Annotated in this window: 25 protein-coding genes and 1 riboswitch; of the genes, 12 read left to right on the top strand and 13 right to left on the bottom strand. The window is 66.2% G+C overall.

Features of this window, described 5'->3' with window-relative positions:
* The first annotated feature begins 4 nt into the window (after positions 1 to 4).
* Positions 5 to 880: an alpha/beta fold hydrolase gene (locus tag ACFC4D_RS10615; RefSeq protein ID WP_376062718.1), complete on the top strand. Its 876-nt coding sequence runs from the start codon at positions 5 to 7 to the stop codon at positions 878 to 880.
* Between the two features lies 1 nt (position 881).
* Here the strand turns inward: ACFC4D_RS10615 and ACFC4D_RS10610 are convergent, their stop codons facing one another.
* The 4 genes from ACFC4D_RS10610 to ACFC4D_RS10595 all read right to left on the bottom strand — a co-directional run bounded on the left by ACFC4D_RS10610 (position 882) and on the right by ACFC4D_RS10595 (position 3,172).
* Entirely contained in the window at positions 882 to 1,451 is a 570-nt protein-coding gene (locus tag ACFC4D_RS10610; RefSeq protein WP_376062525.1) for a histidine phosphatase family protein, read from the bottom strand.
* The gene (locus ACFC4D_RS10605) at positions 1,448 to 2,296 is read right to left on the bottom strand and encodes a CbtA family protein (protein WP_376062524.1); all 849 of its coding nucleotides are present in this window, start codon (positions 2,294 to 2,296) and stop codon (positions 1,448 to 1,450) included. The genes ACFC4D_RS10610 and ACFC4D_RS10605 overlap by 4 nt, the downstream gene beginning before the upstream one ends.
* 22 nt (positions 2,297 to 2,318) lie before the next feature.
* Complete coding sequence (locus ACFC4D_RS10600; RefSeq protein ID WP_375952697.1) at positions 2,319 to 2,534, bottom strand: CbtB domain-containing protein; 216 nt, start codon at positions 2,532 to 2,534, stop codon at positions 2,319 to 2,321.
* A gap of 39 nt (positions 2,535 to 2,573) precedes the next feature.
* Positions 2,574 to 2,717, bottom strand: a riboswitch (cobalamin riboswitch).
* A 65-nt stretch (positions 2,718 to 2,782) separates the two neighbouring features.
* Positions 2,783 to 3,172, bottom strand: coding sequence for a hypothetical protein (locus ACFC4D_RS10595; RefSeq protein ID WP_376062523.1), 390 nt, complete (start codon positions 3,170 to 3,172; stop codon positions 2,783 to 2,785).
* 40 nt (positions 3,173 to 3,212) lie between these two features.
* On the opposite strand from ACFC4D_RS10595, the gene ACFC4D_RS10590 reads away from it, so the two are divergent.
* Positions 3,213 to 4,388, top strand: coding sequence for a hypothetical protein (locus tag ACFC4D_RS10590; protein ID WP_376062522.1), 1,176 nt, complete (start codon positions 3,213 to 3,215; stop codon positions 4,386 to 4,388).
* On the opposite strand, the gene ACFC4D_RS10585 is transcribed toward ACFC4D_RS10590, so the two are convergent.
* Positions 4,389 to 4,619: a hypothetical protein gene (locus ACFC4D_RS10585; RefSeq protein WP_375955872.1), complete on the bottom strand. Its 231-nt coding sequence runs from the start codon at positions 4,617 to 4,619 to the stop codon at positions 4,389 to 4,391. It abuts the gene before it with no gap.
* Positions 4,620 to 4,812: 193 nt separating this feature from the next.
* Between ACFC4D_RS10585 and ACFC4D_RS10580 the strand changes: the two genes are divergently transcribed.
* Positions 4,813 to 6,339, top strand: a complete 1,527-nt coding sequence (locus ACFC4D_RS10580; RefSeq protein WP_376062521.1) for an FAD-dependent oxidoreductase — start codon at positions 4,813 to 4,815, stop codon at positions 6,337 to 6,339.
* A gap of 4 nt (positions 6,340 to 6,343) precedes the next feature.
* On the opposite strand, the gene ACFC4D_RS10575 is transcribed toward ACFC4D_RS10580, so the two are convergent.
* A complete protein-coding gene (locus ACFC4D_RS10575) occupies positions 6,344 to 6,679 on the bottom strand; it encodes a hypothetical protein (RefSeq protein WP_375952706.1) in 336 nt (111 codons plus the stop codon).
* Positions 6,680 to 7,259: 580 nt separating this feature from the next.
* On the opposite strand from ACFC4D_RS10575, the gene ACFC4D_RS10570 reads away from it, so the two are divergent.
* On the top strand, positions 7,260 to 8,867 hold the full coding sequence (locus ACFC4D_RS10570) for an AMP-binding protein (protein WP_376062520.1): 1,608 nt from the start codon (positions 7,260 to 7,262) through the stop codon (positions 8,865 to 8,867).
* Here ACFC4D_RS10570 and ACFC4D_RS10565 read toward each other — a convergent pair.
* On the bottom strand, positions 8,802 to 9,890 hold the full coding sequence (locus ACFC4D_RS10565; protein WP_376062519.1) for a dihydrodipicolinate reductase: 1,089 nt from the start codon (positions 9,888 to 9,890) through the stop codon (positions 8,802 to 8,804). The two genes, ACFC4D_RS10570 and ACFC4D_RS10565, sit on opposite strands and share 66 nt — an antisense overlap.
* Complete coding sequence (locus ACFC4D_RS10560) at positions 9,887 to 10,705, bottom strand: SDR family oxidoreductase (protein ID WP_376062518.1); 819 nt, start codon at positions 10,703 to 10,705, stop codon at positions 9,887 to 9,889. Before ACFC4D_RS10560 ends, ACFC4D_RS10565 begins: the two co-directional genes overlap by 4 nt.
* A gap of 93 nt (positions 10,706 to 10,798) precedes the next feature.
* Between ACFC4D_RS10560 and ACFC4D_RS10555 the strand changes: the two genes are divergently transcribed.
* Positions 10,799 to 11,383 (top strand): TetR/AcrR family transcriptional regulator, encoded by a 585-nt coding sequence (locus ACFC4D_RS10555; protein WP_364635269.1) that lies wholly within the window; start codon positions 10,799 to 10,801, stop codon positions 11,381 to 11,383.
* A 40-nt stretch (positions 11,384 to 11,423) separates the two neighbouring features.
* Here ACFC4D_RS10555 and ACFC4D_RS10550 read toward each other — a convergent pair whose 3' ends face one another.
* Both ACFC4D_RS10550 and ACFC4D_RS10545 read right to left on the bottom strand, forming a co-directional pair.
* A complete protein-coding gene (locus tag ACFC4D_RS10550) occupies positions 11,424 to 11,633 on the bottom strand; it encodes a DUF397 domain-containing protein (RefSeq protein WP_376062517.1) in 210 nt (69 codons plus the stop codon).
* Positions 11,630 to 12,508 (bottom strand): helix-turn-helix domain-containing protein, encoded by an 879-nt coding sequence (locus ACFC4D_RS10545; protein WP_376062516.1) that lies wholly within the window; start codon positions 12,506 to 12,508, stop codon positions 11,630 to 11,632. The genes ACFC4D_RS10550 and ACFC4D_RS10545 overlap by 4 nt, the downstream gene beginning before the upstream one ends.
* 195 nt (positions 12,509 to 12,703) lie before the next feature.
* Here ACFC4D_RS10545 and ACFC4D_RS10540 point away from each other — a divergent pair, with 195 nt between their 5' ends.
* Positions 12,704 to 12,928: a hypothetical protein gene (locus tag ACFC4D_RS10540; RefSeq protein ID WP_376062515.1), complete on the top strand. Its 225-nt coding sequence runs from the start codon at positions 12,704 to 12,706 to the stop codon at positions 12,926 to 12,928.
* Between the two features lie 92 nt (positions 12,929 to 13,020).
* Here ACFC4D_RS10540 and ACFC4D_RS10535 read toward each other — a convergent pair whose 3' ends face one another.
* Entirely contained in the window at positions 13,021 to 13,602 is a 582-nt protein-coding gene (locus ACFC4D_RS10535) for a 1,4-alpha-glucan branching protein (RefSeq protein ID WP_376062514.1), read from the bottom strand.
* 34 nt (positions 13,603 to 13,636) lie between these two features.
* Positions 13,637 to 14,848: an erythromycin esterase family protein gene (locus tag ACFC4D_RS10530; RefSeq protein ID WP_376062513.1), complete on the bottom strand. Its 1,212-nt coding sequence runs from the start codon at positions 14,846 to 14,848 to the stop codon at positions 13,637 to 13,639.
* A gap of 112 nt (positions 14,849 to 14,960) precedes the next feature.
* On the opposite strand from ACFC4D_RS10530, the gene ACFC4D_RS10525 reads away from it, so the two are divergent.
* Positions 14,961 to 15,656 (top strand): MerR family transcriptional regulator, encoded by a 696-nt coding sequence (locus ACFC4D_RS10525; RefSeq protein ID WP_376062717.1) that lies wholly within the window; start codon positions 14,961 to 14,963, stop codon positions 15,654 to 15,656.
* 6 nt (positions 15,657 to 15,662) lie between these two features.
* Here the strand turns inward: ACFC4D_RS10525 and ACFC4D_RS10520 are convergent, their stop codons facing one another.
* Positions 15,663 to 16,448, bottom strand: coding sequence for a hypothetical protein (locus ACFC4D_RS10520; RefSeq protein ID WP_375952728.1), 786 nt, complete (start codon positions 16,446 to 16,448; stop codon positions 15,663 to 15,665).
* Between ACFC4D_RS10520 and ACFC4D_RS10515 the strand changes: the two genes are divergently transcribed.
* The 5 genes from ACFC4D_RS10515 to ACFC4D_RS10495 all read left to right on the top strand — a co-directional run bounded on the left by ACFC4D_RS10515 (position 16,447) and on the right by ACFC4D_RS10495 (position 19,504).
* On the top strand, positions 16,447 to 16,965 hold the full coding sequence (locus ACFC4D_RS10515) for a hypothetical protein (RefSeq protein WP_376062512.1): 519 nt from the start codon (positions 16,447 to 16,449) through the stop codon (positions 16,963 to 16,965). The two genes, ACFC4D_RS10520 and ACFC4D_RS10515, sit on opposite strands and share 2 nt — an antisense overlap.
* A 121-nt stretch (positions 16,966 to 17,086) precedes the next feature.
* A complete protein-coding gene (gene ribB / locus ACFC4D_RS10510; protein ID WP_376062511.1) occupies positions 17,087 to 17,743 on the top strand; it encodes a 3,4-dihydroxy-2-butanone-4-phosphate synthase in 657 nt (218 codons plus the stop codon).
* Complete coding sequence (locus ACFC4D_RS10505) at positions 17,740 to 18,441, top strand: HAD family hydrolase (RefSeq protein WP_376062510.1); 702 nt, start codon at positions 17,740 to 17,742, stop codon at positions 18,439 to 18,441. Before ribB ends, ACFC4D_RS10505 begins: the two co-directional genes overlap by 4 nt.
* 35 nt (positions 18,442 to 18,476) lie before the next feature.
* Positions 18,477 to 18,806: a metalloregulator ArsR/SmtB family transcription factor gene (locus ACFC4D_RS10500; RefSeq protein ID WP_364635298.1), complete on the top strand. Its 330-nt coding sequence runs from the start codon at positions 18,477 to 18,479 to the stop codon at positions 18,804 to 18,806.
* Positions 18,806 to 19,504 carry a cation transporter gene (locus ACFC4D_RS10495; RefSeq protein WP_376062509.1) on the top strand — a complete coding sequence of 233 codons (699 nt, stop codon included), beginning with the start codon at positions 18,806 to 18,808 and terminating at the stop codon, positions 19,502 to 19,504. Before ACFC4D_RS10500 ends, ACFC4D_RS10495 begins: the two co-directional genes overlap by 1 nt.
* Positions 19,505 to 19,544: the final 40 nt, after the last annotated feature.

Below are 19,544 nucleotides of genomic sequence, written 5' to 3'. Positions count from 1 at the left end.
GGTGATGTCATCGAGCGTGTCCCGGTCGATCACTCTTGGCGATGGCACGGTGGGCTTCGCCGAATACGGCGATCCATCGGGCGTTCCGCTGCTGTACTGCCCCGGCGTCCCCGGATCACATGTGGAGGCGGAGGCTTTCGATCAGGCGGCGGCCGCCGCCGGTATCCGCGTGGTGGCGGTGGACAGACCCGGTATGGGCGATTCCAGCCCGGCCGCCGCCCAGCCGGTGGTGGACTGGCCCGATACCGCCGTCCAACTCGCCGATCACCTCGACTGGGATCAGTTCGCGGTCATCGGCGTATCGGGCGGCGGCCCCTACGCCCTGGCCTGCGCCTACCGCCTGCCCGGACGCGTTGCCGGTATCGCGGTGGTCTCCGCTCCCGCACCCTTCGACAAGCACCCGGACGGCGATCTGGACGCCGCGGCCCGTAAGCGCCGCCGGAGTCTTGCCATGCTGCAACGCTTTCCCTTCCTCACCGGCCCCGCCGCCGCCCAATTGGAGAAGGCCGTCCGCAAGCGCGGCGGAATAGACACCCTGATCTCGCAGATGGCTCAGGTGGATCAGGCCCGCGTGGCCGCCGATCCCGAACTCGCGGCCAAGATGGCCGCCAACCTCGCCGAGGCGTTCCGCCAGGGCCCACGCGGTTTCGCCACGGACCTGCGCTCGCTGTTCGGCAAACCCTGGGGTTTCGATCTCACCGATATCACCGCCCCCGTACAGATCTGGCACGGCGACGCCGACCTGAACCTCCCCTGTTCGGAGAGCCGCCGCCTGGCCACCCTGCTCCCCCACACCGACCTGCACCTGATCCCGGGCGCGGGTCACCTGCTCTTCATCGACTACGCCGCCGAGATCCTGGATTCCCTCTGCCTGCGCTGACTCATGTCAGCGGGAGGGCGGTGGTGCGCAGGGTCCAGGCCGGGGCGCGGTGATGCAGGGTGGTGGCGGTGAGGGGTGGAATGTCTATGCGCCAGAAGGATTGTGCGGGTGCTTGCAGAGCGCACAGGACCGCGGCGCGCACCAGTGCGGGATGGGTGATGGCCGTGATGTGCTCGCCGCGACCGGCGAGGGTGTCCAGCCAGGCCCGGGTGCGGTCGATGAGATCGGTGATCGATTCGCCGCCGTGCGCACGGAATTCGGGGTCGGTGAGCCAGGGCATCAGCTGCTCGGGCGGGAGGGTGTCCATGGTGCGGCCGGACCAGTCGCCGTGGTCGAGATCGCGCAGGGCCGGGTCGGGGGTGCCGATGAGGCCGAGGCCCGATGCGGTGTCCCGGGTTCGGGTTTCGGGGCCATGGTAGGTCACGGTGCGGTCGGCGCCGGGGACGCCGCCGACCTTTCCGATCATGCGTTCACCGAGTGCGTTGAGCGGTTCGTCGAGGGGGAAAGCGGCGTTCTGCGTGGCATCGGTGATCGCGTGTGTGATCAGCGTGAGCCGGGTGACCGCGCTCATGCCGTCGCGGGGGTGCTGGGTTCGGTGGCCCGTTCACCGAGCAGGCGCGGGGCCAGCCACGCGAAGCCGATGCCGATGACCGCCCACATGATCAGTTGTGCGGCAAAGGAATACAGCCGGAAGTGATACAGGTCGTCGGCCGGGAACCCCGGATAGACGATCTTGCCGGACGGATCGGTGAGTGGCCGTGGCGTCTCGGTGTCGAAGTCGCCGAAGGAACTGTTCGCCGACAGATGTCCCAGCGGCGGCAGGATGAGCATGACCACCGCCATGACCACCACGAAGGAGGCTGCGGCGGCGATCGTCGCGGTCCAATTACCCAGTCGCGCAGCGAGTTTGCGGCCGAGCCAGATCGCCGCGATCAGCGCCACCCCGGTGATCACGATCATCGCCAGATAGAGCGCCGTTCGCTCCTTGATGGTGTCCGGATGTCCGATCGAGGGCGGATTGGCCGGATACTTCAGGAACGGAACCGCGTACAGCGTCAGGAACATTCCGCCCGCGACGAGCAGTGCGAGATTGCGCGGGGTGATGTTCCCGGCCCGGCGCAGCGCCAGGTAGTAGACCACCGCGAACAGCGCGCCCAGTGCCAGGCCGAAGACGACCATGCCGAAACCGATTCCGACATTGGCCTGTTCGGTGCGGGTGAACAATTCGGTATCGGCCATATCGGCCATGGGATGTCCGGCGGCCTTGTCCAGGGCCATTTGGGCGTCATCGCGCCCGGTTTCGTAATCGATGGCGCGGCCGATGATGGGTTCGGCCAGAATCCGCGCGAACGCGAACGCCAGCAGTCCGCCGAGTCCGCCCAGCAGGACGCCTCGGCCGATGATTCGCTTTTCCATTGTGTGTGCTCGATTCCCGTTGCTAGTGGCAGGGGAATCCGAGGAAATGCCGGCCGTCGTGGACGAACTCGTGCACGTGCATATCGCTGCCGAAGATCGATACCGCGCCCTGGTCGATCCCGATGAAGTAGATCGCGAGCAGGGCCAGGATGGCGGTGCCGGTCAGCCATAGCGCGGTGGTGGGCAGGGCCAGGGATCCGGTTCCGAGACCGGAACGCGGGACGTATGAGGTTGCCACGATGACTCCTCGAGTTCGTGGGGATTGTGCGCGTCCCCGTCGGTGAATTGAACGCGATGCGAGGGTCTGACTCGCTCCCGCCGGGTGGCGGGAGTTCACAGTGGCGCGACCGTTCCGGAGTTGCACCGGATTCCTCGAGGCATCGTTCCTCAACGATACGAAACCGCGTGCGCGCAGGTCAAACGCGGAACCGCACCGTGAAATGGCTATTGCCGAGCTATCGATACCTGTGAATTTCCTGGTACCGCTCAGGCGGATCCGAGTGCGTCACCGAGGATCTTGTTCAGATCGACCGGCGTTCCCGGTTCGTAGACGGTCGCGCCCTTTTTGGTGATCACCACGATCTTGCCGTCCCGAATCCGGCAATCCATCTCTGTCAGCACGGTTTTGGCGCGCACATCGTAAACGGTTCGGCAGTGCGTCTTTTCGCGAATCCAGAAGCCGAGCCGGGCCAGCACCGACAGCTCGACCAGGGTGGCGGAGATGAGGTATTCCAGCGCCTGCAGATCGATCATGCCGCGCTCGCGGGTGACGCTGACCTCCTCGATCCCGGACTTCTCCAGCCATTGGCCGAGTTCTTCAGCTACGTCGCGGTCACCCGCGCGCACTTCGACATTGAATACTTGTTCCGCTGTCATAACGGGCTCCGGCCGGTCGGCGATGATAGAGAATTATTCCGTGATCGAGGCCGGATCGGAAGCCGATTCGCCCGGCTGTCAGCCCGAACTCCTGCGTGCGCGGGCGGCCCGGCTGATCTCCGATCGCGGCTGGGCCTGGCCGCCCGCCACACCGCTGTCCGAGCGGGAATTGGCGCGAGAATGCGCACTGCTCGGAGTTCCACCGATGGTGGGTCAGCTGGCGAATCACGCGCAATTCGGTGTGCCAGAGGCCCTGGAACTGCTCGTTTCCACATTTCTGACCGAAATCGCGCGGCGGCGACCGGACTTGGCGCGAACGCTGCGGGATTGCGTGGTGGTCGAGACCGGTCGCAGTGGCCGGGCGCATGGCACGAGTACCCCGTATCGGGGTGAGGGGGTGGTCGTCTTTCTCGACGGCGCGATGCTGCTCATGTTCGCCGATATGGTCCGGCACGCGATGACCCTGATCGGTCAAGCACCGGGACGGGTTTTCGTGGATCCCCCCGAATCGGGCACGGTGCGCGCGGCGGCCCGGCTGATCTGGGCGTTCCGGCAACCGGCACGGGGATTCGAGCATTCGGATCTGCCACCGGCGGGTGATGGCTGGTACAGCGGCGCAGCGGCTTTCGGGAAGCTGCTGTGGTTCGGCGAGCGCTTTCTGATCGGACACGAGTTGGCGCACGCGCTGTTCCGCCTGGAACGCCTGACAGCGACACCGGGCATCATCGCCCTGATCGATCGCGATTTCCCGGACCTCCCCGCGCAGGTGCGCGAGGACTGGGCCGAGGAATTGAGCGCGGATCGGTTCGCCCGGAATCTCGTCACCGCCGGGGTCTCGCAAGTCGCACGCCCGGTGGCGTTCACCGCCTGCGCGGTCGCGACGGCCTACCTGGGCATTCTGGAGCGATCGACCGCGATACCGTCGAACGTGCCACTGCCGATCGCGCCCGCGGCGATCCGGGAACATCGGCACTGCTTCAGAACTCATCCGCCAGCCGAGTTACGACTCGAACTCCTGATCAAGGCCCGGGGTTCCGGGGCCGATGCCGGAATGACCGAGTTGTATCTCGCGGCCATGCATGCCCTGCGAGACGCGCTACACCAGGCATCGAATGGAAAGTGCATAGTGCCAATCGATTTCGATGCCTGGTGTGCGAATCCGCGCGGCCCCGCCGGGTGGTTGTGCGAGGCGCACGGCGACCGGCGTCAGTACTGACTACTGGCTGGGCTGCGGCACGTTGACATTGCAGTCGTCGATCTTGGGGTTCACGCCCATGTAATTGAGCGGCCCGGCCAGGATCGTCACCGCGATCGTCGAGGTGCCTGCGCAGTTGGTCGGCGCGTCGTCGAAGTAGTGCCGCTGTCCGGCGGCGACGGCGCCGATGACCAGCCACACCAGCACCAGGAAGGTGCCGATACCGGCCAGGCCGCTGCGGCCGCGGACCATCGGGCGATCGTTCGGATAGCTTCTCATTGTCCAACTCCAGGGTGAATCATGTAGTGCCGGTTCATCTTTCGAATCGGTCAATTCCTACGTGCTGCGCTAGTTGCCGCAATACCCGCTCGCCGCGACCTCAATCCCCGTATCGCGGCGGTTTTTCCCGCTGTTTGAGCGCGGAGCGGACGGCTATAACCCGACCATGACTTCACTGTGGTTGAAAAACGCTGATGCGCCGGCGCGGTTGCGGCTGACGCCCGGATCGCGTTTCGATACCGTCGTGATCGGCGCGGGCATCACGGGTTTGGCGACCGCGCTGCTGCTCGCGGAAAGCGGTGCGGACGTGGCGGTGGTCGAGGCCCGCCGGATCGGCGATTCCACCAGTGGTGCGTCGACCGGAAAGCTCAGCCTGTTGCAGGGCACCCGCGCCCAGCGCATTCGCCGCCGCCACGGCGATCGCGCACTGCTCGACTATCTCGAGGCCAATTGTGAAGCGCAGCAATGGCTGATCCGATTCTGCGAGGAGCATTCCCTGCCGGTGCAACGGGAATCGGCGGTGACCTACGCGCAGACCTTCGCCGAAAAGAAGGCGGTGCGAAGGGAATTCGACGCCCTGCGGATGGCGGGCCTGCCCGTCACCGATCTCGCGCTGGATATGCCGTTTCCGGCCCAGGACGCGATAGCGCTGGCGGATCAGGCCCAATTGGATCCGGCCGCCCTGCTGGAGGCGCTGGCCCTCGAGATCGAGGCGCACACCACGTCGATCTTCGAATCGACCCTGGTGCACGATGTGCGCGAGGGCAGCGGCGATGATCTGATCGTGGAGACCGAGCACGGCGAGCTCACCGCCCGGACGGTGGTGATCGCCACCGGCACACCGATTCTCGATCGCGGCGGCTATTTCGCCCGGCTGATCGCGCAGCGCTCGTATCTCACCGCGTTCCGCGTGGCCGAGCCGATTCCACGGCATATGTTCCTCAGCGCGGGCAGTCCCACCCGGTCGTTGCGCTATGCGCCGACGCCGGAAGGCGATGTGCTGCTCGTCGGCGGTCACGGCCATACGGTGGGCCGCGTCCGCTCGCCGCGGCATCACGCGGAGGAGTTGATCGAATGGACTCGGCGCTGGTTCCCCGATGCCGAGCCGCTGCACAGCTGGTCCGCACAGGACTATCTTCCGATCGACGAACTCCCCTATGTCGGCCCGCTGCTACCGGGCCGGAATCGGATCCTGGTCGCCACCGGATATGCCAAGTGGGGCTTGACGAATGGCGTCGCGGCCGCGCTCGCGCTGACGGGCCGCATTACCGGTAAGCCACCGGCCTGGGCGGGCACGCTGGCGAGCTGGCGGCCCTCGGAATTGCGCTCACTCCCGACCGCCGTCGCCGCCAATGCCGGTGTGGCACAGCAACTTCTGACGGGCTGGCGGCATGCGCTCGGCTCGGGCCGGGACGGTATTCCCGCCGAGGGACAGGGCCGAGTGGAACGCCACGGCGTCATCCCCACCGCCGTCTCCACGGTGGACGGCGTCACCACCGAGATCTCTGCCGTGTGCCCGCACCTGGGTGGCATCCTGTGCTGGAACGATGCCGCGCTGTCCTGGGATTGCCCGCTGCACGGCTCGCGCTTCGCACCCGATGGGACTTTGCTCGACGGCCCCGCCTCGCACCCGTTGCGCCCGCTGGCTCCGCCGCTGGACGCCGCGAACCGGTTGCCCGGCCCGCGGCTCTAGCCGACTACTTCTTGGGCAGCAGAATCCCGGTCAGATCAGCGTTCTTGATCGGGGTATCCGGATTGGCCTGCGCCTTGCACATGAGCCCGATGGCGGTGATCGCTCCGTCGATCGAGTCCGGGCTGGGCGTGGCGCTGATCTCGGTGTCCTTCTCCAGGTACTTGCGCACCGTGACGTGTTGCTTATCCGAATCCTGGGCCACGAATTCACTGCACGGGGTGTCGCCGCCCTTGTTCACCGCTTCTTTCGCCTGGTCACAGCCGGTGATCAGCAGGCCGGTCAGCAGCAGCGCCGCCAAGGGCGCGGTCGCGGTCGCGGCGCGCATCGGTCGGAATCGCATGGGTCCTCCATCGTCAGATGTTCGGTGGCGTTCATGCTGAGGAATTCAGCGGCATTGCTACCGGGGCAATATCCGCTGGACCGGCGGATAAACGGTATTCCGGTATTCGCGCAGGTCCGGGTGACGCGGGTGGGGCGACAGCACCGTAGACCAGGCGTTTCGGCGAGTCGCGGCGGCGCGCCGAAGACCGACCGGGTGTGCCAACTCGCAGACCCGCTGTGCCAGCGGCTTTCCCCGGTTCGACGGGCGCGGTTATGTCGGTGAGACTCATTGTGACCGGCGGTGATTCGTACTTCCGGTTTGCTCCGGGCATGGCGCGGCGCACCGAAGCGCGCACTGTGCAGGGAAGGCACTTCGTGTCGCCGTGGCCCACGCAGACGGCTCCGGCGATGTGAACACCTATCCGGCGGTGCCCATCGGGGCGTCGGCTCCAAGGTGCTGGTGTCCGGAGCAAGAGACGGCCCGGAAGCCCCCTCGGCTTCCGGGCCGTTGTCCACTGCGCGGGATCGGTGCCCGGCATCGGCGCAGGTGCTCGAAACGCGATACGCGAAAGATCTTGGCGGTGGCAGACTTACGCGGCATGACCGCTGCTTCGCCGGAAATCGCCACCATCATCTGCGGAGATCGGGTGCGCACCCAGCCCGATGCCCTGGCCCGGGCCGGACGGCTCGGAGCGGCGCTGGTGGCCGCCGGTATCGGGCGCGGTGACAAATGTGTGGTGATGGCACGCAATGACATCGAGTTCCTGGAGGTCTCGGTCGGTATCGCGGCGACCGGCGGGAATCCGCTGCCGATCAATACCCGGTGGACCGCGGGTGAGGTCGCCCATGTGCTCACCGACGCCGAGGTCCGGTTGATCTTCGCCCATACCGAATTCGTTCCGGTGGTGGAGGCGGCGCGCGAACTGACGGGCACCGCGGCGCGCATCGTGGAAATCGCGATGCCCGCCGAACTGCTGGCCGCCGGTGGCTGGGATGCGGGGCTCGCGCGGCCGACCGGACGCCATGAGCTGCTGGAGGATTGGATCGCCGGGCAGCCCGAGCCGGTAGGCCATATCGAGGGCGCGATCTCGGATTCGATGGGCGTCATCTACACCTCCGGCACCACCGGTAAGCCCAAAGGTGTTGCGCGGGAGTCGATGACGCCGCATCAGCTGCTGAGTATCGCGGGCGCGACCGCACAGCGCATGGGCCTGGCCCCCGGTGTCCCGATGCTGGTCGCCGGTCCGCTCTATCACACCTCACCCAATGCCATTGCCGTGCTGGGCCTTCGAATGGGCGCGAAGATCGTGCTCATGCCCAGATGGGACGCACGCGACTTCCTGCGGCTGGTCGATCACCATCGCATTCGGCAGGTCAAGATCGTGCCGACCATGGTGTCGCGCATTCTGAGCGTGCCCGCCGAGGAGCGCGCACACTACGATCTGTCGAGCCTGACCCATGTGATTCATTCCGCCGCACCGTGTCCGCCCGCACTCAAGCGTGCGGCGATCGAGCTGTTCGGGGATGCGCTGTGGGAGTTCTACGGGTGCAGTGAGGCGGGCACGATCACCTGGATCAATGCGACCGAATGGATGGCGCATCCGGGCAGTGTCGGCCGGGCCGTGGACGGGTCCGCCGTCCTGATCGGTGATGAGCGCGGAAATCCGCTGCCCGCCAAGGAGATCGGCCGGGTGTGGGTGCGCGGCGCGGACTATTGGCCGCGCTTCGAGTACCTCAATCAGGGCGCACCGCAATCCCCGGTGCCGGACATGCTGTGGGTCGGCGATCTCGGCTACCTCGACGAGGACGGTTATCTGTACCTGACCGGGCGCGATGCCGAGGTGGTGATCCGCGGCGGAGTGAACATCTACCCCGCCGAGATCGAGAGCGCCCTCGCCGCGCTGGACGGCGTCGAGGATGTGGCGGTCTTCGGGGTGCCCGATTCCGGTGATCTGGGTGAGCAGGTGGCCGCGCACATCCTGCCGCGCCCCGGTGCGACGCTCACCGAAGCCCTTGTGCGCGAATCCCTGTCCGGGCAGCTCGCCGCCTACAAGCTGCCCGCCCACATCGAGATCGTCGATTCGCTGCCCCGGGACGACAGCGGCAAGGTCTACAAGCGCCTGCTCCGGGACGGCTGGATATCAGCGAATGGTGCCCGCGCCGGGGATGAGCGGCAGGTCCAGGGCGGTCACCCAGCCGGGCGGTAGCGCGTTGACCGCCGGTACCGCGTTCAGTGCGCGCATACCGGTGGACAGGCATCCGGCGACCGCCGGGGCGCGGCCGGAGCCGTCGGTGAACCGGAACGAGGTTTCCTGCGAAATCGACGGGGAGCCGAGGATATCCACGCGGTAGACGTCATCGCGGGTGCCCGCGGGCCAGTCGGGGGCGGCGTCCAATCCGATGCGGTTGACGTGCTCCAGGGTGATCACCTCGCGGCCCTTGTAGATGCCGTTGATGGTGAATCGGATCGCGGCGACGGTGCCCGCCTTGATGGTGCCCTTGGCGCACGGACGATCCTCGGGGGTCACCCACTTCTCCCACGTGGTGGTGATGTCGTCGAGTTCGATTCCGGCGGCGGTGGCGATCATGGGCACGGTCGGACCCCACGCCATGATCAGCAGGTCCCGATGTTCCAGCAGCGCGGTGAATTCCGGCGGATGGCCGATACCCATCTCGAATTCGTAGTCGCCCTCGTAGTCGGTGTAGTCCAGCAGTTCCGAGGCGCGCACGGACTCCACTTCACCGCACAGGCCCATCAGGGTGAGCGGGAACAGGTCGTTGGCGAAGCCTGGATCGATGCCGGTGGTGAAGCAGGACGCCCCGCCCGCCGCGCAGGCTTCGGTAATGGGATCGCGCCAGACATCGGGCAGCTGTTTGATATTCGGGTACACCCACGGGGTCATGGCGGTGGAACAGACGTCGATGCCCGCGCGCAGGAACGCGGTGATGACCCGGATGTTCTCATCGGCGAACTGGGCGGTGGGGCCGTAGTGCACCAGTGCGTCGGGGCGCAGCGCGATCAGCTCGTCGACCGAATTCGTGGCCAGGACACCGGTTTTCGGCTGTCCGCAGAGGTCTCCGGCGTCCTTGCCGACCTTATCGGGGTTGCTCACGCCGACACCGACCAACTCGAACAGGGGATGGCGCAGGATCTCGGTGAGCACCATGGAGCCGACGACTCCGGTGCCCCACAGCACGATTCGTTTGGTCACGGTTTCTCCTGTGCTCATCGGTGGAATTCACCGCAGTCGACGGTCAGCATCTGGCCGGTGACCGCGCTGGCGAGGTCGCTGGCCAGGAAGAGTGCGGCGCGCGCGACCTCTTCGGGTCCGGCGAGCCGTTTGAGATCGGTGGGCTCGGCCTTCTGCCGGTAGATCTCCTCGTGCGTGGTGTTCGCCTGGCTCGCCAGCCAGTCGAAGTAGGCCTTGTTGATGTCCTCGTAGACGTACGACGGGGCGACGCTGTTCACGCGGATGCCGCGCGGGCCGAGTTCGGTGGCCAGCGACGAAGCCAGGTGTGCCAGTGCGCCTTTGGAGAGTTTGTAGCCGGAGAACTCGGGCTGCGAACTGTAGGCCACGCACGAGTTCAGCATGATGACCGAGCCACGGGAGGCCGAGAGCGCGTCGGCGAACAATGTCGAAAGTCGCAGCGGGGCGAAGACATTGGTCTCATTGGCGACCCGCAGCGCCTCCAGTTCGATCTCGGTGATCGGGTTCATCGGCGGAATGGCGAACGCGTTGTTGATCAGGCAGTCGATCCGGCCGAATTCGGCGAGCGCGCGCTCCACCAGTGAGCGACGCTGGTCCTCATCGGTGATATCGGTCGGTGCGACCAGGGCGGTGCCGCCCAGGGCGCGCACTTCTTCGGCGAGCTTCTCCAGGCGCTTCTCGGTGCGGCTGACCAGCACCAGATTCGCGCCCATCCGGGCCGCCTCGATGGTCAGCGAATGACCGAGTCCGGGACCGATGCCCGAAATGACGATGACTTTGTCCTGCAGGAGCGGTACCGCCCGATAGGTATCGGCGATTTCCGGGGCAGCAGACACGATAACTCCTCGAGCCGCAGCAGTTACAGAGTGTAACGACTTTGTTGTGACAGACTGTAACGACTCCCGACCGCACTGACAAGGACGGATTTCGTGACCGAACGCCACCGCCTGGGCCCGCACCGCGACCCCGCGGTGGATGCCGCCGTCCTGGACGCGGCCCGCGAGCTGCTCATCGAACGCGGTTATGCCGCAACGTCAATCGATGCCATCGCGGCGCGCGCGGGCGTGAGCCGCCCGTCGATCTACCGGCGCTGGCCGACGAAAGCGCACCTCATCGCCAAGGCCGTCTTCCCCGATGTCGGCTCCGATCAGGTCGCACCCGACCTCATCTCGGAAATCCGCAAGATCATCCGAGGCACCATCCAGCTCTTCGGCTCCGCCGAGACCCGAGCCGCCATGCCCGGTCTCATGTCGGAAATGCGCCAGGACCCCGGCCTCTACGAAAACCTCGCCACCCGCCTGGACACCCCCACCCGCGCCGAATTGGCCGACTACCTCCCCGCCGACCCCGACTCCCCCCGCCCCGGCCTGGACCCCAATACGGTCCTGGACACCATCGCCGGCGCGGCACTGTTCGCCATGTGCATCCGCGATATAGCCGACCTCGACACCTTCGCCGACTCCCTCGAGGATCTACTCCTCTACGGCATCATGGGAGCCCGCCCCGCCGAATAACACTGCGGCAGAAGCGAACTCCCATCCCTTCCAACGATGCCTAGGGCCGGTCGAACCTACCGCCCTGCACGGCATCATTGAACGTGTCCCATTCGGCCGGGCCGAATACCAGCACCGGCCCGCCCTCCCCCAACTTCGAATCCCGCACCCCGACCGAGCCCCCACTCAGGTGCGCGGCCTCGACACAGTCCTGATTCGGACCGCTTCGGCTGCTCTTGAACCAATCCGCGTTGGGCAAATCGGCGCTCACTCGTACTCCTCTGCGATGCTCAGAACCAGTTGTCTGGTCTCCTGCTCGCTCAGCGCCGTAGCGCGAAGAGTTTTGCAGGCGGCCCGGTACTGGTCCATCTCTTCTGGCTTGTCCAGGTACAGCGCACCCGTGAAGCCCTCCACATAGACCAAGGCGGGCTCGGTCAGTCGAGTGCCCGTATACACGGGGAACTCCATCAGTGTGAACGTACCAACGATCAGCGGCAACGGCGTTGCGATACCCATGGGCACCAACCGAATTGACGCCGTTGGAAGCTTGGACACGGTCGCGATGTGTCGCAGCTGCTCCGCCATGACCGCCGGGCCGCCAACCGCCCACCGCAGCGCCGACTCACAGATGTACATCGTTACGCTGAAATCAGCCGGATCTTCGGTCAGTCGTTGTTGTCGCTTGGCCGAAATCTCAATGCGCTGTTCAACTTCCACCGTCGGCATCCCGGGGATCGCGGCCCAGATCACCGCGCGACGATAGCTGGGCGTCTGAAGTAGTCCGGGAAGCAGATTCGGATGAAGCGTGGTGAGCTTGCACGCCGCTTCTTCCATCCCGAGGTAGAGATCGAAGTAATTCGGCACCGCCGATCCGTAGTTGTGCCACCATCCCGGGCTCTTCGTCTCGGCCACCAGACCGAGTAGTGCGGCGCGCGTGTCCTCGTCAGCGTCATATAACTGGCAGAGCGCACCGACATCCAGCTCTCGAATCTTCGGACCGGGTTGTCCGGTCTCGATACGCCAAAGTGTCTGTGCCGAAACATCGATGAGCTTGTACGCCTGAACCGCCGGAACCCCGGACTGCTCGCGCAGTTGCTTCAAGGTACGGCCGATCAGGCGGCGCGGAACGGTGGAACCGGCTGCCATCTCTTAGCCTCTCTATCGGTCTTATGCAATTTTGGAATGATTCTCCCAACAACTTTGGAAGGCGGAGATCTTTTCGCCGATTTTCCACCCTGGATCATTCCAAGCGCTCGCGTGCCGGCGTAGACCTGTAATCACCCCGGCGGACAGGAGATCCCAAGTCCCCGACCCGATTCCCCGCTACAGGAGGTAAAGGTCATGTACACCAGTCACGAGCCGCCCGACTACCCGATCATGAATCTGACTGTCGCACAGCGCGGCCAACTCGCCCACCAGCACTGCGACCCCGAAACCTGCTCCGCCAAAGCCTATTTCGACAAGGTCGCACTCCGCCTCAGCCGAGAACTCCGCACGGTCAGAAGCTCCCACGGCACCGGCGATATCCGAGGTACCTGGAATATCTGGACGAGCCGCTCCTTCTGACCTTCCCGCCGGATCGGACCCCGCCGCCAACGCGTCAACCGCCCTCGAACGGCAAATCCCCTTCGGCTACTCGCCGGGATGGGGGGTGGTGCTCATTGCTCCTGAGCTGGAATGGATTCGAGTAGAACGCCGCGCTGTGTCGATCCGGAGGGATCGCGCCACGGTGCGGTCACGCGTCCCCCAGTGGTGCCCTCAGCGCTGGTCGACGCGGGAATCCTACTGATATGCAGCGTCATCGGCAGATCCGGATCGGCGGGCGAAATCTCCACCGTGGGGTCCGGGGCGTCACTCTCGTTCTGGGCCTGTGCTTTCGCGCGGCCGGTGAGTAGCGCCCGCGCCTGCGCGATCAGTACCGGGTCGGATTCGCCGTCGTAGACCCAGCGGCGGCCGAGAACACCGTGTTCCATGGTGCCGATCAGTGCTCGGTCGGCTCCGGCCAGTGGCTCGCCCCGGTAGGCCATCGGTACGTGGTAGGTGACGGGGGTGTCGCCGGAAGTGTCTGTCACGAGCATGAATTCGAGGCCGACCGCACCGGCGGGGTCGTCCAGGCGGAATCCGCCCACCTTGCTCAGCTCGGGTGCGCCGGTGCCGCGGTACCACGGTTGGGCCGGGAGCCAGGTGGTGAGCAGTTCGAGTTTGCTCGGGTGCAGGGTGGTGTGGTGGATTTCGGCCATGGCGCGACCCTACCGACCGGATCGGGGCCGGGGCCTACCAGTATTGGTGGCGCGTCCCGTCAGTGTCCGTGATGAAGATGATCGCATCGGCGCTGGTCAGGTCTGCGGGGCCGAATGGGATATGGCCCGGGAGAAACGGTTTGGCGGATTGCGCCGCCGGGGGCAGGGCGGCGAGGAGAGGCGGGACGGGGAATAGGGCACGGCGGGTGGTCGCCTGGGCAAGCAGGTGGTGGAGAGTGCCGGGGTCGGCGGTGGGGTTGGCGTCGGTTGCCACGAAGAGGTAGCGGTCGCCGAGGGTCAGTGCCGTCAAAGCGCCTGCGCTCCCCCAGGTCGGAGCATCGGCACCGGATTGCGGGTGGGGCCGGGCGCGTTGCAGGTGGGCGTTGTGCGCGAAGACCAGGCTGGGCCCGCGGTGGCGTTCCCGAGCCAGGATGGTGAGGAGATTGTCGGCCATCATTTCGGTGCGGTGGCTGGCGAGGGTGCCGATGCGATCGGTCGCGGGGGTTGCCATCGCGGAGTGGTAGCGCAACAGCGCCAATGCCGTTCGCGCCCGGGCGAAGGCGCGGTCGTAACCGCCAGGGTCGGCGGGACGCAAGGTCGGTCCGGCCCGGTGCAGGACGCTGACCAGGTCGTCGGCGATGAGGCGCAGGGCGTGGGCTTGCGCCGAGCCGCCGATGGAGGCGGCCGCGTCGTACATGGCGGCTTGATTGGTCCAGTCGGCATCCGCACCGCAGAGTGCGTCGATATCGGGGAGCGATTCGGGCCGGAATGCGGACGGCAGATAGTCGATGGCATCGGTGAGGAACTGCCGGGGGCTCGGTGCGCCGGAGTACTCAGTCGGGGCGTCGAAGCCGTAGAAGTGAATCCGATCCCGGGTTTCACGGTCCTCGTTCACGGCGCGAAGCCATTCGAGAAGTTCCCGATTGCCCGGTATCGCACCGAATCCGTGACTGAATCCGGTGCTCAGCACAGTGTCGAGATCGGTGTCCGACCCATTCACGTAGTCGTCGACCACGGCGGCGGCGAAGTGGTCGGTCTCGAGAATGATTGAGCGGTAACCCCGTTCGACGAGATGGGCGAGGATGTCATTGCGCAGCACCGGGAATGCCTCGATCCCGTGTGTCGGTTCGCCCAGGGCGAGCAATGCCGGTGGTTCGGTTCGTCCGGCGAGTAATTCATCGAGCGCGCGACCCAGGCTTGCCAGGTCATCGAGTTGGCGGCCGATCGCACGCAGTGCGGTGGACATGGAGCACCCCTTTCCGAAGGAACTCCCCTCGACGATATCGTTGAAGAATCCTTTGAAGCTTTTCCGCTTCAAACGACCACATACTGTCGAAAAGCCTCAATCGGAGGTAAACCTGCGCCCCATCGATCTCGCCCGCGAACACGGATTGTCCACCCAGGCGATCCGCAACTACGACGATGCCGGAGTGCTCCCGCCTGCCGCACGCACCGAGACCGGCTACCGCCGCTACACCCCGCTGCACGCGCAAGCCCTGCGCACCTTCCTCGCCTTGCGCGCGGGCCACGGTCATCAGCGGGCCATGGCGATCATGCGCGCGTGCAATCGCGATGACAGCGAATCCGCCTTCCGCCTGATCGACGCCTCACACATCGCGCTGCGGACGGAGCGAGATACTCGCTCCGAGGTCGCGAAAACCCTTGGTGGCCTGTCGAGTACGCCACCGACCCCGATTCCCGGCCCGCCATTGACGGTGGGTGAACTCGCACACCGAATCGAGGTGCATCCAGCCACGCTGCGCACCTGGGAGGAACGGGGAATTCTGCGACCGGAGCGCGATCGGACCACGGGCTACCGCCGCTACGGTCCGGAATGCGTGCGGGACGCCGATATCGCGCGGCAACTACGGCGCGGCGACTACCCGCTCGAGCGGGTCGCGACATTCCTGGACGCACTGCGCGAGGCGGGCGGCGCGGACTCGCTACGCACCTTCCTCGACTCCTGGCAGGATCGGCTACAGGCCCGCAGCCGCGCTCTGCTGTGCGGCGCTGCCCAACTCGACGCCTACCTCACCATGCTCGATCAGGCATAACGCCTGTCAGTGCGGATCCGCGATCAAATGCAGATACGCGGTATCCAGCGGTATATCGACCGCGTACCAGGCCGCGGGTCTCTCGTCATCGCGCGGGCACCACGCGGTGGCGATGCACAGCCGCGCCACCTCCAGGCCGCCCAATCCGGGCAAATGCCAGGCGATACGCGCCGGATCCTCGTATCGCACACCGTATTCGGACATACTGTCATCGCCGTCTGCGGGCAGCAGATCCACCCAATCCGAGGGCATCAGCCGCCCATCCGCCGCCTGCATACCGAGCAGTTCGGAATCCGGACCGCCGATCGACACCATGAAATGCTCGTTCTCGACACTCACCGCCGCAAGGCATTCGCCCGAATCCCGGCCCCCGTACGCCCCGGCGGGCAAATCGCTCAACTCCGCCGACACCACCAGACCCGGCACCCCGGACGGCGCCTGCACCTGCCAGATCGCGGCCCAGATCGGCACCGCCGCACCACCGTCCCACGGCTGCACATCAATGCTCCCGATCAGCAGATCCACGGTCGCCCCGCGATGCTGCCAGCGATGCAGATGTGAGCCATTGGCCAAGCGCCACAGCGCATCCGGTGCGGCGGGTAGCGCATCCGGACCGAGCCGCACGCCGAACCTGACGGCGCCGAGGGGTGTGTCGATCACGGCTGGGTGCCGGTCCGCCTGGTCCAGGTGCTCGGTGGGAAGCATGCGCCCATCATCCAGGTTGGCTATCTCGGCGAGCCAGCCGGGCACACCACGGGCGGTGATACCGGTTGATGGCATAGTCCCGGTCATGCTCACGATGGCAATGAACGATCGGGCCCGCGAACTGTTCGATCTCCGGACCGGATTCGCGGTGCTGGACCCCGCCGACGGTTTGGCCGCCGGACTACGCGACTGGGCGGACCGCGGCCTGGAATTCCGGGATGAGGTGCTCTCCTGGAAGCCGGTGCCGTTCAACGCCGCGGACGCGCCCGCGGATTTCGGCGATCTCACCGGATGGGAATGCGCGCATACCGTGCTGCATCTCGATGATTTTGTCCCGGTGACGGTTTCGCAGGAGGGCGGGGAGCCGCAGATCGGCCCGGACGATCAGCGCGAACTGCTCCGGCAGGGCATCGTGCTGGCGCGCGAGATCGGCCGCCTGGCGGGCGAACTGACTGTGCCGCAATCGATCCGGTGTGTGATCTCGGCCAATGACACCAATGGCACGTTCCGTTTCCACCGCATCCGGTCCGGGGAGTCCTGGCACGATGCCGACCTCGACAAATACGAGACCGACCATGTGGTGGTGATGGACTTCGGCGTGTGAATCGGCGGGCCTCCCGCCCGCCGGTGCGATACGCGTGCCTCGGTAGAATTCGATCTTGATTCGACTAGCGTCTGCTGCGTTGTGCGCTCCATTCCACCAACCAGGGCGGAGGCCACCGACAATGACCGTTTCCATCGGTACGCGATCCAGAGAGAGCATGTTCGACCAGGTCGAGACCGCGGTCCGCGACATCGCCGCCGGGCGGGCGGTAATCGTGGTCGACAATGAGAATCGCGAGAACGAAGGCGATCTGATCATGTCCGCCGAACTCGCGACGGGTGCGGCGCTCGGCTTCTTCATTCGCTATACCGGCGGGGTGATCTGCGCGCCCATGCCCGCCGAGCGGGCGGATCTGCTGGGGCTGCCGCCCATGGTCGCGGCGAACGAGGATCTGAACCAGACCGCGTTCACGGTCACCGTGGACGCGGTGGCGGGCGTGGTTTCGGGTATCAGCGCGCAGGATCGGGCGACGACGCTGCGCACACTGGCGAATCCGACGACCCGGACCGGGGATCTACAGCGGCCGGGGCATGTGTTCCCGTTGCGCGCGCACCCGCGGGGCCTGGCCGGGCGGCAGGGCCATACCGAGGCCGGGGTCGAGCTGATGCGGCTGGCGGGGGTGGCTCCGGTGGCGGTGATCAGCGAGGTCTGCCATGACGACGGTTCGGTGATGCGGTTGGACGCGTTGCGCGCGTTCGCCGATACCCATGGGCTGACACTGATTTCGATCGATCAGCTCGGTACCGGGTGCGCGGGAGCCGGGGACCTTCCGGGATGAGCGTGCCCATCGACGCGGTGCTGTTCGATCTGGACGGCACACTGGTGGCCACCATGGAACCGTGGGATCGGTGCTGGTTCGATTTCGCGGCCCGGCACGGGCACACCTGGACCGATGCCGACCGGCGGCGCACCCACGGCCATGGCGACTGGGCGGATCATCTCGCCGAGGTCTGCGGAATCGATTCCGCGGCACGGGTTATCGAGGAATGCACCGATCTGATGGTCGAACAGGTGCGGGCCGGGCGTATCGAATTGCTGCCCGGGGTGAGGGAATTGGTGCGGACCGCGACGAATGCCGCGGCGACCGGCGTGGTGTCGGCATCACCGCATCGGTTCGTGCACGCCACCCTCGAACACTTCGGGCTGCACCACCGGTGGGATCTCACCCTGACCCGCGAGGATCTGACCGAGACCAAACCCGACCCGGCCCCGTATCTGCATGCCGCGGCCCGGCTCGGCGTGCTCCCGAAACACTGTGTGGCGGTAGAGGATTCGGCGGCGGGTATTCGCTCCGCCGCAACGGCGGGCTTGCGCGTGCTGGCCATTCCGAGCTGGGCGGATCACTCGCCCGCACCCGAAGCCGCTCTCGCGGAATACCTGGCCCCCGACGCCTTCCGGGCCGACGAGTGGCTGCGCACCACACTCGAGCCGACCATCGCCGGCATGTACGAGATCAGCGCCGCCAATAGTTCATGATTTTCTGAATACAGATTCTGATGTACTGTCGCGGTGTGGACACCTCGCTACACCGCGACGCCCTGGCCCGCTTCGGCCATGCCCTGTCGGACCCGACCCGCACGCAGATCCTGATGAGCCTGCGGCACACCCCGGGATACCCGTCCGAGCTGGCCGAGGAGATCGGCGTCTCACGCCAGATCCTCTCCAATCACCTTGCCTGCCTGCGTGGTTGCGGTCTGGTGGTGGCGGTGCCGGAGGGCCGTCGCTCCCGCTACGAACTGGCCGATCCGAGAATCGGCCGTGCCCTGGACGATCTGACCGGCCTGGTCCTGGCCGTGGATCCGGCCTGCTGCCCCGACTCCGGCACCGAGGGCTGCTGCTGATGTCCCAGTCCCTCGGCATGCCCACGCGCCCCCTCGGCCCATCCCCCCGGCGACGCGCACAACTGGCAACCCGAATCCGCTGGTTGGTAGCCGCCACCATCACCTACAACATCATCGAAGCGATCATCGCCCTCACCGAAGGCACCCGAGCCTCCTCCACCGCCCTCATCGGCTTCGGCCTCGACTCGGTCATAGAGGTCTCCTCCGCCGCCGCCATCGCCTGGCAGTTCGCCACCCCCGACCACGAGCGCCGCGAGAAAACCGCCCTCCGCATCATCGCCTTCTCCTTCTTCGCCCTCGCCGCCTACGTCACCACCGACTCCCTCCGCGCCCTGCTGGGCGTCCACGAAGCCTCCCCCTCCCCCATCGGAATCACCCTGGCCGCACTGAGTTTGGCCATCATGCCGATCCTGTCCCGGTCCCAACGCCGAGCAGGCCGAGAACTAGGCTCCGCCTCAGCCGTAGCCGACTCCAAACAAACCCTCCTCTGCACCTACCTCTCCGCAATCCTCCTAATCGGCCTACTCCTCAACACCCTCCTCACCTGGTCCTGGGCCGACCCCCTAGCCGCCCTGACAATCGCCGCCATAGCCATCAAAGAAGGCATCAACGCCTGGCAAGGCGAAACCTGCTGCCCCACATCGCCGGTCCGCGACTCGGGCACCACACCCGCCGACCACGATTGCTCCTGCTGCTGACACACCAACCGAATCCTCGCGGGACGAACCGGGGCTTCGG

This window comes from Nocardia sp. NPDC056000, assembly GCF_042269265.1.
Classification (GTDB): domain Bacteria; phylum Actinomycetota; class Actinomycetes; order Mycobacteriales; family Mycobacteriaceae; genus Nocardia.
This window is presented reverse-complemented; position numbering and strand designations above follow the sequence as displayed.